Origin of the sequence: Chryseobacterium sp. MMS23-Vi53, assembly GCF_047651245.1 — a bacterium.
GTDB lineage: Bacteria > Bacteroidota > Bacteroidia > Flavobacteriales > Weeksellaceae > Chryseobacterium.
In genome coordinates this window covers 913,128-927,889 of the sequence record NZ_CP180265.1, presented here as the reverse complement: position 1 = coordinate 927,889, position 14,762 = coordinate 913,128, and the positions used below count along the sequence as shown (strand labels likewise).

Below are 14,762 nucleotides of genomic sequence, written 5' to 3'. Positions count from 1 at the left end.
CCTATTAACTAAAAAAACAAACGAAGAACTAAAAAACCAAAACCTAAATATTAAAAATGAAATTAAAGCTAAACCATTTACCACTTTTATTTCTGCCATTTTCATTGAGTTTACAGGCTCAGGAAATCAAAGCAGAATTAAATAAAGAAATTAAAAGACAGGAAAAAATTTCCTACATTCTCGATTACCCTCAAAAAGTAAAAGGAAATGTTCCGTTAATCGTGTTTCTGCACGGTTCGGGCGAAAGAGGAAATAATTTGGAGGTCGTAAAAGCGCACAGTCCGTTCACGTATAAAAACCTGATTAAGGAGCCTGTTGCAATTTTAGCCCCTCAATGTCCGGAAAATACTTGGTGGGATACGGTGACGGTTTATAATTTAATTAAAGAAATTCAGAAAAAGTATAAAATCGATGCTTCCAGAATTTACCTTACAGGACTTTCAATGGGAGGTTGGGGAACGCTGAAACTGGCAATGGAGCATCCCGAAATGTTTGCTGCAGTGGTTTCAGTTTGTGCACCAACCGACAGAGTTATGTATGCGAACATCGATCAATACAAGAATTTAAACATGAAAATTTTTCATGGCGGAATGGACGACGTAGTTTTACCCGAAAATGCATTCAATTTTTATCAGAAACTACACCCGGTCAATCCATCTGCAGAATTAACAATCTTTCCGAACGACAACCACAATTCATGGGATTCCACGTATTCAAATCCCGGTTTATACGAATGGATGTTGTCAAAAAGAAAAGAGAAGTAATTTAATAATGTTAGAAAATTTTAAAAAGTCGCTATCATTTGCTGAGTGAAACGCCCTTGCGAACAAAAATATGCAGGACAATTTTAAAGAAAAAACTTAGCGAACCTAGCGTTAAAATTAACTCATTATTAAAAAATTAAAACAAAAAAATAGAACTATAATTAAAGAAGATAGATTTATGAAAAAGTTAATTGTAATCGCCACTTTAGCATTGGCACCTGTGTTTTCGGCGCAGGAAATGGTAACGAAGTCCGTTCAGTCTTATCAGACGGCTCAATATCAGGCTAAAAAGAAAGCTTTTGTAGATAATCTTTTGTCGAAAATGACATTAGACGAGAAAATCGGACAGTTGAATTTACCAAGTTCAGGAGATTTTACTACAGGTTTGGCTAAAAGTTCCGACATTGGAAAAAAAGTTGAACAAGGCTTAGTCGGTGGACTATTTAACATAAAAGGAGCTGATAAAATTAAAGCAGTTCAAAAAGTGGCAGTAGAAAACAGCCGTCTGAAAATTCCTTTGATTTTCGGAATGGATGTTATTCACGGTTACGAAACAACTTTCCCGATTCCATTAGGCTTGGCAGCTTCTTGGGATATGAATTTGGTTCAGCAGTCGGCTAGAATTGCAGCTAAAGAAGCAGCTTCTGACGGTATCAACTGGACATTCTCTCCAATGGTCGACATTTCCCGCGAACCAAGATGGGGAAGGGTTTCCGAAGGTTCCGGTGAAGATCCGTATTTAGGAAGCGAGATCGCTAAAAATATGGTGTACGGTTATCAAGGAAAAGACTTGGCAAACGGAACGAATATTTTGGCTTGTGTAAAGCACTTTGCATTATATGGAGCAGGTGAAGCGGGTAGAGATTACAACACGGTTGACATGAGCCATGTGAGAATGTTCAACGAATATTTCCCACCATACAAAGCCGCTGTTGATGCAGGTGTAGCTTCCGTAATGGCTTCATTCAATGAAGTTGATGGCGTCCCTGCAACGGGAAACAGATGGCTTCAAACTGAGGTGTTAAGAAACAAATGGAATTTCAAAGGTTTCGTAGTGACCGATTACACAGGAATCAACGAAATGGTGGACCACGGAATGGGCAATCTTCAGGAAGTTTCTGCATTGGCTTTAAAAGCAGGTGTTGACATGGATATGGTTGGTGAAGGTTTTTTAACAACATTAAAAAAATCTTTAGCTGAAGGAAAAGTAACTCAGGCTGAAATTGATTTGGCAGCAAAAAGAATTCTTGAAGCAAAATATGACTTAGGATTATTTACCGATCCTTACAAGTTTGGAGATGCAAAATTAGCAGCGAAAGAAGTTTTCAGCATGGAAAACAGAAATATTGCAAGAAACGCTGCAGCTCAGTCAATGGTTTTAATGAAAAACGAAAATCAGGTTCTTCCTTTGAAAAAAGCGGGAACGGTTGCAGTTATAGGACCATTGGTGAACAATTCATTGAATATGCCAGGAACTTGGAGCGTTGCTGCAAAGCATGATAAAGCGGTTAATTTAATGCAAGGTCTTCAGGCAAATTACGGAAAAGAGGTGAAATTCCTTTCTGCTAAAGGCGCGAACATCGATTATGATGCTAAATTAGAAGATATTTATGCGGCTCACGGTAAGAAAACCGACAGAGACAACCGTTCAAAAGAAGCTTTGTTAAAAGAGGCAGTAGACGTTGCCAATAAAGCAGACGTTATTGTTCTGGCAATCGGAGAATCAGCTGAAATGAGTGGCGAATCGTCTTCAAGAACTGAAATTACAATTCCTCAGTCTCAGGTTGATTTATTAAATGAATTAAAAAAGACAGGGAAACCAATCGCAATGGTACTTTTCACAGGTCGTCCGTTAGCTTTAACGAATGTAAAAGACGCTCCTGATGCTATCTTAAACGCTTGGTTTGCAGGTTCTGAAGCTGGAAACGCAATTGCAGACGTTCTTTTCGGAAAAGTAAATCCTTCCGGAAAATTACCAATGACGTTCCCGAGAAGTTTAGGACAAGTTCCGATTTATTATAATGCTAAAAATACAGGTCGCCCATTAGATCAGAAATTGGTTGACAAATGCGAATATCAAAGATTCCGTTCAAACTATATGGATGAATGTAATACACCGCTTTATCCGTTTGGATTTGGTTTGAGTTATTCTAAATTCAATTATTCTGATGTTACAGTTTCTAATGCAAATCCGAAAGGAAATCAGACGATTCAGGCTTCTGTAACAGTTACCAACTCTGGAAACTATGACGGAGCTGAGGTTGTTCAATTATACATAAGAGATATGGTGGGAAGCATCACAAGACCGGTAAAAGAATTGAAAGGTTTCCAGAAAGTAATGTTGAAAAAAGGTGAATCTAAAAAGGTTACTTTCGACATCACACCTGAAAACTTAAAATTCTACAACGGAGACTTGAAGTATGACTGGGAATCCGGAGAATTTGATATCATGATCGGTACCAATTCCGAAGAGGTGAAACATTCAAAAATCAACTGGACAAAATAAATTTTATTTAAGCCGCTCAAAATGAGTGGCTTTTTTTGTATCTTAGAATTTATTAAACTGATACCAAATTTTTGGCACACTTTTTACCAAATTGAAAACATTAAAAAAATTTAAATATGAAAAAAACTATTTTATTAGGAGCAATGTTCCTTGGAGCAATAACTTTTGCACAAAAAGTCGGAGGTGACAGAGATGTTCACGGATGCATCGGTTCGGCTGGATATACATATTCTCAATTGAGAAATAATTGTGTAAGAGTTTTCGAACAAAAAATCAAACTGAATGAAGTAAGCTCAGATAAAAGTTATTCGACAATGACTGCCGTCATTTTCAGTAAAAATATGAAAAAAGCGGAAATTTTTATTCCCGACGGAAACGCAAAAAGCATCATTCTCGACAGACAGGGTAAAGGCAAAATCTGGAAAAGTGGAAGTCACATCAAAGATACTTATGTTTTAGTTCCGTATAAAAAAACGGGTTATCAGATTAAGAAAAATGATGTTGTAATCTATCAGTAAAAATATTTTTTAAATAAATTCATTCAAAGCCATTCATAAGAGTGGCTTTGATTTTTTAGCAAATAAAATATTTAGTATAAAAATTCACCTCCTTTGAAAGGGGGACGAAAATTTCAAAGAATTTTGACAGGTGGTTAAAAATACACATGACAATCAAAAACATTTTCTTTTTAAAATAACAAACAAAGCAAAAGACAAAGTAAATTATTAGTGATATTAGTGCAAAATTAGTGCAATTTGTGTTTAAAAAAAGCATTTTTATCTCTCATTTAAAAACCGTATTTTTGCATATCTAAAAAAGTAAAAGAAAAGAATGAATTCCTACAAAAATCCTTTGGAAGAACGCTATTCAAGCGAAGAAATGTTGTTTAACTTTTCTCACAACAATAAATTCCAGAACTGGAGAAAGCTTTGGATTGCCCTTGCTGAAATCGAAAAAGACCTTGGTCTTGAAATCACAGACGATCAAATCGCTGAATTGAAAGCCAATGCCGAAAACATCGATTATGAAAAAGCGGCTGAATATGAAAAAAAATTCAGACATGATGTAATGGCTCACGTTCATGCTTATGGTGATGTGGCGCCTTCAGCAAAAGGAATTATTCACTTGGGAGCAACTTCGGCGTTTGTAGGAGATAATACAGATTTAATTCAGATTCGTGACGGACTTTTAATTTTAAAGAAAAAGTTGGTGAACGTAATGAAAAATTTATCTGATTTTGCTATTCAGTATAAAGATTTACCGACTTTAGGATTTACGCATTTCCAACCGGCTCAGTTAACGACTGTAGGAAAAAGAGCAACACTTTGGTTACAGAGTTTAGTTCTTGATATCGAAGAGCTTGATTTCTTCTTAGGAACATTAAGATTCAGAGGAGTAAAAGGAACTACGGGAACTGCTGCAAGTTTCTTGGAACTTTTCAACGGGGATTATTCTAAAGTTAAGCATTTAGATAAAGAATTGTCAAAAAGATTCGGTTTCGAAAAAGTTTTCGGAGTTTCCGGACAGACTTATGACAGAAAAATCGATGCTAAAGTAGTAGCATTATTAGGAAATATTGCACAATCTGCACATAAATTCACAAACGATTTACGTCTTCTTCAAAACCTTAAGGAAATTGAAGAACCATTCGAAAAAAACCAAATCGGTTCATCTGCAATGGCTTACAAACGTAATCCAATGAGAAGTGAAAGAATCGGAGCATTGGCAAAATATGTAATGTCTTTAACGACAAGTTCTGCAATGGTTGCTTCAACACAATGGTTTGAAAGAACATTGGATGATTCTGCAAACAAGAGATTAACAATTCCTCAGGCTTTCTTAGCTGTTGATGCCATCCTATTAATTTGGAACAACATCATGAACGGAATCGTGGTTTATCCAAACAGAATCAACAAACATATTATGGAAGAACTTCCTTTCATGGCGACAGAATACATCATCATGGAAGAAGTGAAGGCTGGTGGCGACCGTCAGGAAATCCACGAAGTGATCAGAGTTCATTCTATGGAAGCGTCTAAAAAAGTGAAAGAAGAAGGTAAGGAAAACGACCTTATCGAAAGAATCTTAAACGACGATTCATTAAAACTAGATAAATCAAAATTAAAAGAAGTTCTTGATCCTAAAAACTTCATCGGTTTTGCACCCATTCAGACGGAGGAATTCATCGCAAATGAAGTTCAGCCGATTATAGATGCAAACAAAGATTTAATAGGACTGGAAGCTGATCTTAAAGTATAATATAATGTATGCAGTCTTTTCGGCTGCATATTTTATTTTTAACCCAATCAAATTAATTCATGAACAAAATACTTTTAGTCATATTATTAATGCCCATGCTTTCTTTTTCTCAGGAAAAGGAAGTGTTAAAGTATTTTAAATCAAAAGATTCGTTGGTCGGAGTTAAAAATCAAAATGGTAAAATCATCGTTCCTGCACAATTCAAAGTTTTTTCTTATTTGCAAGACGGAGAATTGGTAAAAGGAGAAACGATCTATTTTGATGGTTTTAAAAACGATGAAAAACCTGGAAAAAATGAATGGGGCTATGTCTATGACAAAAAAGGAAATTTCCTGTACAAACCTTTCTTTTACGACAACGGAGTCGATTATTTCTCTGAAGGCGTAAGAAGATTTGTAAAAAACGGGAAAGTTGGTTTTGTCGACAGAAACGGAACGGTTATCATTAATCCTGAACATGATTTTGCATCACCTTTCAATTACGGCTATGCTGCTTTTTGTGATGGCTGCGACTGGGAAAAAACCGAAGATGAGCATAAAGCGATGGTTGGCGGAACTTGGGGCGTAATGAATTTCAAAGGAGAAATTGTGAAACCTACTTCGCAATCCGAAAATACAATTGAAATTGACGGGAAATATTATCCGAATCCGTTCGAATACAATGAAAAAGAGAAGGGTATTCTTCAGTTTTTCGTAAAACAAAATAAAAAACTTTCAGAGTTGTATTATGTAAATCATTATACAAAATTATCTGAAAATGAAAAGAAATTATTCTTTGAAATCGTAGAAAAGCCGAAAGAAAATTTTCCTTTTTACCAGGTCAATACATACGATTATAGAAAAGTGGATACTGGATTTGATTTCAATTTTTTAATCTCAGAAAACGGCAAAAATATTTTTGCATTGGATTATGATGATGAAAAAATTTCTTTTGAAAAATGGCTTGAAAACCAGAAGAAAAAAGCCGAACAATTTCAAAAGGAGCATCCGGATCATCCGAATAAATTAAGTAAATAAGTCTAATAATATTTAATATCTGACATCTAATGTCTAATAACAAAAGAATTTTCGTAGAAAAAAGAGGAATTTTCGATGTTGAAAGTCCAAAAATTTTTGATGAAGTAAAAGCGGTTGTTCCGTCTATTCAAAGCGTAAAAGTATATAACGTTTACGATCTTTTTGGATTAAACGATGGTGAATTCGAAAAAGTGGTCAACAGTACTTTCGTAGATCCTGTTACGGATATTTTAATCGAAGAAAATCCTGCAAAAGGAACTCATTTCGCATTAGAATTTTTACCGGGACAGTACGATCAGCGTGCAGATTCTGCGCAGCAGTGTATCGCTTTACTGACTGGAAATGAGAAGTCTAAAGTAAGAAGCGGGAAATTAATCGAGTTTGAAGGTGTTTCCGAATCTGATTTAGTTAAAATCAAAGATCTTTTAATCAATAAAGTAGAATCTCAGGAAAAAGATTTATCAATTTTAGATATTCCTGCGGAAGAAACACCGTCGAAAGTGATTGTTCATGAAGGTTTTATCAATTTTGATGATGCTCAGCTTGAAGAATTTTTCAACAATCATGGTTTTGCTTTAGGTTTGGATGATTTGAAATTCATTCAGGAATATTTTAAATCTGAAGAGAGAAATCCTACGGAAACGGAACTTAAAGTTTTAGATACATATTGGAGTGACCACTGTCGTCACACGACTTTTGAAACAGAATTGTCAAATATTGAATTTGAAGGACAGTTTAAACATACATTGGAAACTATTTTCAATGATTATATCGAAAAAAGAAAATTCTTAGGCCGCGAATTAAAACCAATTTCTTTAATGGATTTGGCTACGGTTTGCGGAAGATATTTCCATAAAACTGGTAATTTGGAGAACTTGGTTGTTTCTGATGAAATCAACGCTTGTACCATCCAAATCGAAGCGGAATACGATGGTAAAAAAGAACCTTGGTATTTGTTGTTCAAAAATGAAACGCACAATCACCCAACTGAAATCGAACCTTTTGGTGGGGCTTCAACGTGTTTAGGTGGTGCAATCAGAGATCCTTTGTCTGGACGTTCTTTCGTTTTCCAGGCGATGAGATTAACGGGTGCTGCTGATGTTTTGGAGTCAGTTGACCAAACTTTACCGGGGAAATTACCTCAAAAAACGATCACAAAACAGGCTGCAAACGGGTATTCTTCTTATGGTAACCAAATCGGTCTGGCGACTACAATGGTTTCCGAAATTTACGATGAAGGCTACAAAGCAAAAAGAATGGAAGTTGGTTTCGTTGCCGGTGCAGTTCCTGTGGATTGGGTAAGACGTGAAAAGCCTGAAGCGGGCGATTCTATCATTATTTTAGGTGGTGCAACAGGTCGTGACGGAGTTGGTGGCGCAAGCGGCAGTTCAAAAGAACAGGACGAGACTTCTATTCATACAATGAGTTCTGAAGTTCAGAAAGGAAATGCGGTTGAAGAACGTAAAATCCAGAGATTATTCAGAAATCCTGAAGTGACGAGATTGATTAAAAAGTCAAATGACTTCGGAGCGGGAGGTGTTTCCGTAGCGATCGGTGAAATCGCTGATTCTTTGGAAGTTAATTTGGATGTTTTACCTTTAAAATATGAAGGTTTAAATGGAACTGAGCTTGCTATTTCTGAATCTCAGGAAAGAATGGCGGTTGTGGTTGAACCAAAAGATAAAGAAAAATTTATCAAGTTCTGTGAAGATGAAAACATTGTGGCTGTTGAGGTGGCAAAAGTAACAGATTCCGGAAGAATGCAGATGTTCTGGAAAGGCGATAAAATTGTTGACCTTTCAAGAGCGTTTTTAGATACGAATGGCTGTTCTAAAAATCAGGAAGTTAAAATTACTCATCTGAATGAAGTAAAAGAAGAAACTCCTGCATTCAACGAAGATAATTTCCTGAAAATATTAAGCGATAAAAACGTTGCTTCTCAAAAAGGTTTGTTGGAAATGTTCGATTCATCGATTGGTGCGACTACGGTTGCGATGCCTTTAGGTGGTAAATATCAGCAGACTTTGATGGAAGGAAGCGTTCAGACGTTGCCAATCATCGGAGCAAAAAATATCGAAACGGTTTCTTTGGCGAGTTGGGGATTCGATGCAGAAATTTCTAAGCAGAATTCTTTGTTAGGATCTTCTTACGCGGTGGTAGAAAGTGTTGCGAAAATCGTTGCAATGGGTGGCGATTATAAAAATATCAGATTCAGTTTCCAGGAATATTTTGAAAAATTAGGTCAGAACCCAGAAAAATGGGGTAAACCTTTGGCTTCTTTGTTGGGAGCTTACGATGCTCAGATCAATTTCGGTTTGGCTGCAATCGGAGGTAAAGATTCAATGAGTGGAACGTATCAGGATCTGAATGTTCCGCCAACGTTGATTTCTTTCGCTTGTGCCAACGGAGAAAAGAAAAATATTATCTCTCCTGAATTTAAAGGGGAAGGAAATAAAGTGTATTTCTTCAATCATATCGCTCAGGAAAACGGACTTCCGAATTACGATGCTTTAAAAAATATTTATGAATTCATTTTCGAAAATATTAAAGCCGGAAAAATCGTTTCAGTAAAAACAGTGAAAGAAGGTGGAGTTGCAGTGGCTTTGGCAAAAATGAGCTTCGGGAACAGATTAGGTGCTGAAATTACCGTTGATGATACTGCTTTATTAACTAAAAATATCGGTAGCTTAATCATCGAATCTAAAGAAGAATTAAGCTCTGTAAATCTTCAATTAATCGGAAAAGTTGTTGCAGACGAAGTTTTAACGATCAACAATCAACCAATTGCGATCAACAAACTTCTAGCTGCAAATACAAATACATTTGAAAATCTTTTTCCAACGGTTGAAAAAGAAAAAATTACGGTTGCTATTGATGAGAAATTAAATTCAATCAACCCAAGAAATATCATCATTAAAAAACACGGAATCGCTCAGCCGAAGGTATTCGCACCGGTTTTCCCGGGGACAAACTGTGAGTATGATACGTTGAACGCTTTCGCAAAAGAAGGTGCGGTCATTAGTAGCTTACCACTAATCAATATCAATCACCAATTATTGGACGAAAGTATTGATGCGTGGGTGGAAGAAATCAAAACTTCTCAGATTTTGGCTTTTTCAGGTGGTTTCTCCGCGGGGGATGAACCAGATGGTTCTGCAAAATTCATTGTTAACGTTTTGAAAAACGAAAAAATGAGAAATGCAGTTCACGAATTGTTAGACAGAGACGGGATGATTATCGGTATCTGTAACGGTTTCCAGGCATTGGTAAAATCAGGACTGCTGCCTTACGGAAGAATCAAAGATTTGGATGAAAATTCTCCGACTTTGGCTCATAATGCGATCAGAAGACATATTTCTCAGATGGTCAATGTAAGAGTGGTGAATGATGAATCGCCTTGGTTAAAAGGTATGAAAGATCAGGTGTTCACGATTCCAATTTCTCACGGGGAAGGTCGTTTTATGGCTTCGGAAGCGGAAATTCAGAAGTTGTATGAAAATGGACAGATTGCTACCCAATATTTAGACTTAGAAGGGAACATCGCTCACGGAATGCCGTTCAATCCAAATAATTCATTGTTCGGAATTGAAGGTGTAACAAGCCCGGACGGAAAAATCTTCGGTAGAATGGGACATCCTGAACGTTTTGCAGAAGGTTTAATGAAAAATATTCCAACTGCCAATTACCACAATATCTTCAAAAATGGAGTGGAGTATTTCAAATAAGATTTATTAAAATTTCAATATATAAGATTCGGATATTATTATTCGAATCTTTTTTTTATTAATTTTTAATTTATTAAAAAATTTGTTTAAACTTTTTATTTTCAACGTTTGTCATCCTGAAAGGATTTAAACATAGTATTAGAAAACAGTATGAAAAGATTCAGATAATCCTTTCAGGATGACAAACGTTGTGGATATTTTCGAATCTTTAAATAAGCGACTTTCTCTCTAGCCCCGATTGTCGCGGCATCCTTTTGGGTTGCGGCTGGAACAAAGTGGAAGCCGTAACCCAAAAGATATAGCAGAAAGCGGGAGTAAGCTCCAAAAAATAAATAAATTCAATATTGTTTTAATTATAATTTAAAAAATGTTTTCAATATTTACTTTTTATTAAATTATTTAACTGGAATATTATTATTGCTTGTTTTTTTACTAATTTTGATTCATAAAAACGATTGACTATGTTAAAAAACTACTACCTGTTATTGTGCTCATTTTTCACAATGATTTTTGCACAGGCACAATCTGGAAATTCTCTGGATTTTGATGGATCTAATGATTATGTTACTTCGAATGTGCCTACGATGTTTAACAACGTTGCTACCCAGGATTTCACCATTGAAGCCAGAATAAAACCGTCTGCTTTTGCTGTAAGTCGAGTATTTTTTGTACAGACAACAAATTCTAATTATGTAAGTATTTTGATAAGCAGCTCAGGAAATTTGTATGCTTATATAAGTGGAACCAATAATTTTACGACTGCAACTGCTCTTAATTTGAATGTGTGGAATCATATTGCGATTACAAGATCTGTGAGTAGTAATACAACAATGATTTACATTAATGGTATTTCCCAAACTCTTTCAGACGGAGGTACTACTTCTACAGGAACTCAAAATTTAATGACTCTTGGATCAAGAACAGACGGGGCACAGCCTTTTAAAGGAACGATGGATGAATTCAGAATCTGGAATACGGTAAGAACAGGTTCGCAAATATCGGCTAACATGAATAGTACATTGACTTTACCACAAACAGGATTGGTTGCTTATTATAAATTTAATCAGGGAATTGCGAACGGAAATAATCCGACAGTGACCACGCTCAACGATGAATTGAATACTACAAATGGTACTTTATTGAATTTTGCTTTAACGGGTACAACGTCTAATTGGGTGGGAACAGGTACTTTAGCAGTGAAAGACATTATTAACGCTTCAACTTTTTCGGTAGCACCAAATCCTGCTGATAATGAAATTAAAATTTCAGGATTAAAACAAAAAACGGCATACAAAATTTTCAATGCGGCGGGACAGCTTGTTAAAGCAGGGAATGTAGAGAAAGAAAATAATAGTATTAGTGTATCAGAACTAAATACAGGAGTTTATTTTATTAATTTAGATGATGAAAAAATAAAGTTCATTAAAAAATAAGTTTCTGAGAATAAATATGAATAACGAAAATTCAAATAAAAAAATGACTGTCATCAATGGCAGTCATTTTTCAAATATGGAAGGTTTCTACGAAGAAATTTCTCAACTTTTCATGAAAGATGAGAATTGGAAGGTTGGAACTTTAGATGGTTTTGATGATATTTTGTATGGAATTGATTCAGATATAACCTGGAAAAATTCTCAAAAATCAAAGGAAGATTTAGGTTTTGATTTAACTAAAGAATTCTATGAAAACAAAATTCGAATCGGGAAACCTTTTAACGTAAAATTAATTCAACAAAAACTCAATGAATTGATTGATGGAAACGGGCAAACCTTATTTGAAATTTTAATTGAAATTATAGAATCGCATAAAAATATTACGCTAATTTTGGATTGATTTTATTCAAAACCATTAAGATTTTATTTATGGAGTTTAGGCTAATTAAGTTTTATAAGACAAGTCAAATTTTAAAAAATTGGTATGAGCGATTGTCATGTTGAGCCTGTCGAAGCATCTCAACAATATTATTGAATAGTTCAAAATAAATTAATAAATATTCAAAAAAGTAAATGAAAAAAATGATGTACGGATTATTCTTCGGCGACAGCATCACTTACGGAGAATACGATGGTGTTTTTGGCGGCTGGGTTGATATTCTGAAAAGATATGCACTGCAAAAATATAATGAAGGAAGCAATGAATTAATTCTTTTCAATCTGGGAATAGGAGGCGAAACAACTGAAGGTTTGATTAAAAGAATTCCTCACGAAATGGCAGCAAGAAATGCAGCAGAAGGAAATATCGTTTTCATCGGTTATGGAGCGAATGATTTGGCTATAAAACATGATGTTCCTATGGTAAATCCTGAAAACTTTAAAGCTAATATTTTAACAGCCATTAAGGAAGCGAAGAAATATTCTGATGATATTTATTTGGTAAGCATTCTTCCGATTTCTAAAAATATAGATGGAGTAGTGGCTGCTTCAGGAAAATTGAGATCAAATAAAGAAGTTTTAATTTATAATCAAATTTTAAAAGATATTGTCGCAGAAAATTCCTTGAATTATATCGATTTTCACTCCGCTTTCATGGAAGATAAAGAAGTTCTACTCTCCAAAGACGGTGTTCATCCCAACGAAAAAGGCTATGGAATAATAGCTGAAATTGCAATCCCAATTATTGAAAAATATTTATAATGCCTAATTTATTTTCTTACGGAACTTTGCAGAAAAAGCAGGTCCAGATCGAAACTTTTAGTCGAATTTTAGAAGGAGAAAAAGATGTTTTAATAGGTTATAAACTTGAAATGCTGGAAATCACAGATCCTGAAGTTTTACGAAAAAGTAATCAGAAATATCATCCGATTTTGGTGTTTTCAGGAAATGTCGGAGATGAGGTTGAAGGTGTTTTGTTTGAAGTTACAGACGAAGAAATTCTACAAGCTGATGAATATGAGGTTGATGATTATAAAAGGATAGAAACAATTTTTAAATCTGGGAAAGCCGGATTTATATATGTCGGAAAATAATATATCATTTAAAATAAAGCCTGTCAATCATTATTAACAGGCTTTTCATTTATCTAGAAGATTTATTGTACATTAATCCAAGTATCACCTCCAAATGTGATTGCATCGGCATGGAAATTATAATTTATACCATTTAAGCTACCAGTACCTCCAATGCTGGACGGAATTCCTGTACAGCTCATATATCCTACAGAACCTCCCAGTGTAGGAGTTATTTGCCCCGGATTGGTAGGGTCACTTAAGCTAAATTTTATATAATCCCATCGTTGGGCATTGGCTATAAATGGAGGGTATGCAAGAAGATCCGGTGACCAATGATCTATTGGATAAGGATGTCCCGCTGCAGAGGTAGAACTTGCAAAAGTTGAGTAATGCGCCCATTCATTAGGTGGAAGATATACCAAATCCATAGCTTGTGCGCCGCCACTACAGGTAGATGGAACAACGGTAAACATTGTGAAATGTAAATCAAGCTTATGATTGGCAACGTCATTAAAAATATGGATATTTCCGGTCTGAGCAAAAGCAGAAGCACCTAAACCTAAGCCAAGAATAAGGGTGAATATTTTTTTCATGATAATTACTTTTTAGAATTTTGATTAATTTTTTCAAGTTTTTCATTATAGATTTTTACAGCCCATGTCAAAATCTTATCTCTGTCACCCTGCGTATTTTGGGTTATTTCCTTGTCTTTTACCCCTGTAGATTTTATCAATTCTAATGCTGAAGGAATCAAAATATCCTTTCTTCTGTCGCTTAGTTCAATAGATTTTTTGTTTCTAAGTTCTTCAGGAGTTTCACGATTTTCGGGTTTAGATAAACTTTTGATGGATTTCTCAAAATTCAGAACTTCTTCACTTTTTGTCGTGTCCATCGGATTGATGGTAGATGTTTCGGTACTGCACGAAATAATTCCTGCCAAGAGAATGGCATAGAGTAACTTGATTTTCATATTATTAATTGTTGATTGTGAAACAAATATATAGAAAATAATTTATCATTACATAGTGATAAATTATTTTTTTTGAAAATATTTTAATTTATAAAAGATAATTGATTTAAAAATTTCATCAAATGCAATTTATAAATTGAAATTTTGAATTAATTAAAAAGATATTTTTTATAAACTAAAATCCCAACAATCACAGACAAGACCGCCATCAAAATAACCGCTCCCGCAGCAATATCCTTAATAAAACCAATCCTTTTATCAAATTCAGGCTCAATAATATCGCAGATTTTCTCAATTGCGGTGTTGAAAATTTCGGCAGAAAGAACTCCGAACGATACAATTAAAATTAAAATGGTATCTATCGAAGAAAGTTTTAAATAGAAAATCAAAAACAGATTAATAAAGAAAGCCAAAAGCTCCAGTTGAAAATTTCGTTCACTTTTCATCATCATAAAAACACCTCGGAAAGCGTTGAAAAAACTTTTATGAATCGGTGGTTTTCGCATGACAAAAAATTATTGACAAATATACTCAATTGCTAAAAAATAATTATTAAATTTATCCTCCTAAGGAGA

Annotated in this window: 13 protein-coding genes; 10 read left to right on the top strand and 3 right to left on the bottom strand. The window is 34.8% G+C overall.

Annotated features, from left to right (window positions below):
- Window positions 1-56: 56 nt before the first annotated feature.
- From ACKX2A_RS04205 to ACKX2A_RS04160, 10 genes are all read left to right on the top strand, one after another.
- Window positions 57-764: a prolyl oligopeptidase family serine peptidase gene (locus ACKX2A_RS04205; RefSeq protein WP_415327782.1), complete on the top strand. Its 708-nt coding sequence runs from the start codon at window positions 57-59 to the stop codon at window positions 762-764.
- 178 nt (window positions 765-942) lie between these two features.
- A complete protein-coding gene (bglX, locus tag ACKX2A_RS04200) occupies window positions 943-3,270 on the top strand; it encodes a beta-glucosidase BglX (protein ID WP_415327781.1) in 2,328 nt (775 codons plus the stop codon).
- 116 nt (window positions 3,271-3,386) lie between these two features.
- Window positions 3,387-3,788 carry a hypothetical protein gene (locus ACKX2A_RS04195; protein WP_415327780.1) on the top strand — a complete coding sequence of 134 codons (402 nt, stop codon included), beginning with the start codon at window positions 3,387-3,389 and terminating at the stop codon, window positions 3,786-3,788.
- Window positions 3,789-4,101: 313 nt separating this feature from the next.
- On the top strand, window positions 4,102-5,529 hold the full coding sequence (gene purB, locus ACKX2A_RS04190) for an adenylosuccinate lyase (RefSeq protein WP_415327779.1): 1,428 nt from the start codon (window positions 4,102-4,104) through the stop codon (window positions 5,527-5,529).
- A 59-nt stretch (window positions 5,530-5,588) separates the two neighbouring features.
- Window positions 5,589-6,545 carry a WG repeat-containing protein gene (locus ACKX2A_RS04185; RefSeq protein WP_415327778.1) on the top strand — a complete coding sequence of 319 codons (957 nt, stop codon included), beginning with the start codon at window positions 5,589-5,591 and terminating at the stop codon, window positions 6,543-6,545.
- Window positions 6,546-6,574: 29 nt separating this feature from the next.
- Window positions 6,575-10,270: a phosphoribosylformylglycinamidine synthase gene (locus ACKX2A_RS04180; RefSeq protein WP_415327777.1), complete on the top strand. Its 3,696-nt coding sequence runs from the start codon at window positions 6,575-6,577 to the stop codon at window positions 10,268-10,270.
- Between the two features lie 461 nt (window positions 10,271-10,731).
- Entirely contained in the window at window positions 10,732-11,703 is a 972-nt protein-coding gene (locus tag ACKX2A_RS04175) for a LamG-like jellyroll fold domain-containing protein (protein ID WP_415327776.1), read from the top strand.
- Between the two features lie 16 nt (window positions 11,704-11,719).
- Window positions 11,720-12,103, top strand: a complete 384-nt coding sequence (locus ACKX2A_RS04170; RefSeq protein ID WP_415327775.1) for a ribonuclease inhibitor — start codon at window positions 11,720-11,722, stop codon at window positions 12,101-12,103.
- A gap of 182 nt (window positions 12,104-12,285) precedes the next feature.
- Window positions 12,286-12,903: an SGNH/GDSL hydrolase family protein gene (locus tag ACKX2A_RS04165; protein ID WP_415327774.1), complete on the top strand. Its 618-nt coding sequence runs from the start codon at window positions 12,286-12,288 to the stop codon at window positions 12,901-12,903.
- Window positions 12,903-13,235 (top strand): gamma-glutamylcyclotransferase family protein, encoded by a 333-nt coding sequence (locus ACKX2A_RS04160; protein WP_415327773.1) that lies wholly within the window; start codon window positions 12,903-12,905, stop codon window positions 13,233-13,235. The genes ACKX2A_RS04165 and ACKX2A_RS04160 overlap by 1 nt, the downstream gene beginning before the upstream one ends.
- Window positions 13,236-13,297: 62 nt before the next feature.
- On the opposite strand, the gene ACKX2A_RS04155 is transcribed toward ACKX2A_RS04160, so the two are convergent.
- From ACKX2A_RS04155 to ACKX2A_RS04145, 3 genes are all read right to left on the bottom strand, one after another.
- The gene (locus tag ACKX2A_RS04155; RefSeq protein WP_415327772.1) at window positions 13,298-13,810 is read right to left on the bottom strand and encodes a hypothetical protein; all 513 of its coding nucleotides are present in this window, start codon (window positions 13,808-13,810) and stop codon (window positions 13,298-13,300) included.
- A gap of 5 nt (window positions 13,811-13,815) precedes the next feature.
- Window positions 13,816-14,187, bottom strand: coding sequence for a hypothetical protein (locus ACKX2A_RS04150; protein ID WP_415327771.1), 372 nt, complete (start codon window positions 14,185-14,187; stop codon window positions 13,816-13,818).
- 149 nt (window positions 14,188-14,336) lie between these two features.
- The gene (locus ACKX2A_RS04145; protein ID WP_415327770.1) at window positions 14,337-14,693 is read right to left on the bottom strand and encodes a diacylglycerol kinase family protein; all 357 of its coding nucleotides are present in this window, start codon (window positions 14,691-14,693) and stop codon (window positions 14,337-14,339) included.
- Between the last annotated feature and the right edge of the window lie 69 nt (window positions 14,694-14,762).

Bases quoted from the DNA above. Each gene is read 5' to 3' on its own strand.
- ACKX2A_RS04205 (WP_415327782.1), top strand. From the start codon at position 57: ATGAAATTAAAGCTAAACCATTTACCACTTTTATTTCTGCCATTTTCA.
- bglX (WP_415327781.1), top strand. From the start codon at position 943: ATGAAAAAGTTAATTGTAATCGCCACTTTAGCATTGGCACCTGTGTTT.
- ACKX2A_RS04195 (WP_415327780.1), top strand. From the start codon at position 3,387: ATGAAAAAAACTATTTTATTAGGAGCAATGTTCCTTGGAGCAATAACT.
- purB (WP_415327779.1), top strand. From the start codon at position 4,102: ATGAATTCCTACAAAAATCCTTTGGAAGAACGCTATTCAAGCGAAGAA.
- ACKX2A_RS04185 (WP_415327778.1), top strand. From the start codon at position 5,589: ATGAACAAAATACTTTTAGTCATATTATTAATGCCCATGCTTTCTTTT.
- ACKX2A_RS04180 (WP_415327777.1), top strand. From the start codon at position 6,575: ATGTCTAATAACAAAAGAATTTTCGTAGAAAAAAGAGGAATTTTCGAT.
- ACKX2A_RS04175 (WP_415327776.1), top strand. From the start codon at position 10,732: ATGTTAAAAAACTACTACCTGTTATTGTGCTCATTTTTCACAATGATT.
- ACKX2A_RS04170 (WP_415327775.1), top strand. From the start codon at position 11,720: ATGAATAACGAAAATTCAAATAAAAAAATGACTGTCATCAATGGCAGT.
- ACKX2A_RS04165 (WP_415327774.1), top strand. From the start codon at position 12,286: ATGATGTACGGATTATTCTTCGGCGACAGCATCACTTACGGAGAATAC.
- ACKX2A_RS04160 (WP_415327773.1), top strand. From the start codon at position 12,903: ATGCCTAATTTATTTTCTTACGGAACTTTGCAGAAAAAGCAGGTCCAG.
- ACKX2A_RS04155 (WP_415327772.1), bottom strand. From the start codon at position 13,810: ATGAAAAAAATATTCACCCTTATTCTTGGCTTAGGTTTAGGTGCTTCT.
- ACKX2A_RS04150 (WP_415327771.1), bottom strand. From the start codon at position 14,187: ATGAAAATCAAGTTACTCTATGCCATTCTCTTGGCAGGAATTATTTCG.
- ACKX2A_RS04145 (WP_415327770.1), bottom strand. From the start codon at position 14,693: ATGCGAAAACCACCGATTCATAAAAGTTTTTTCAACGCTTTCCGAGGT.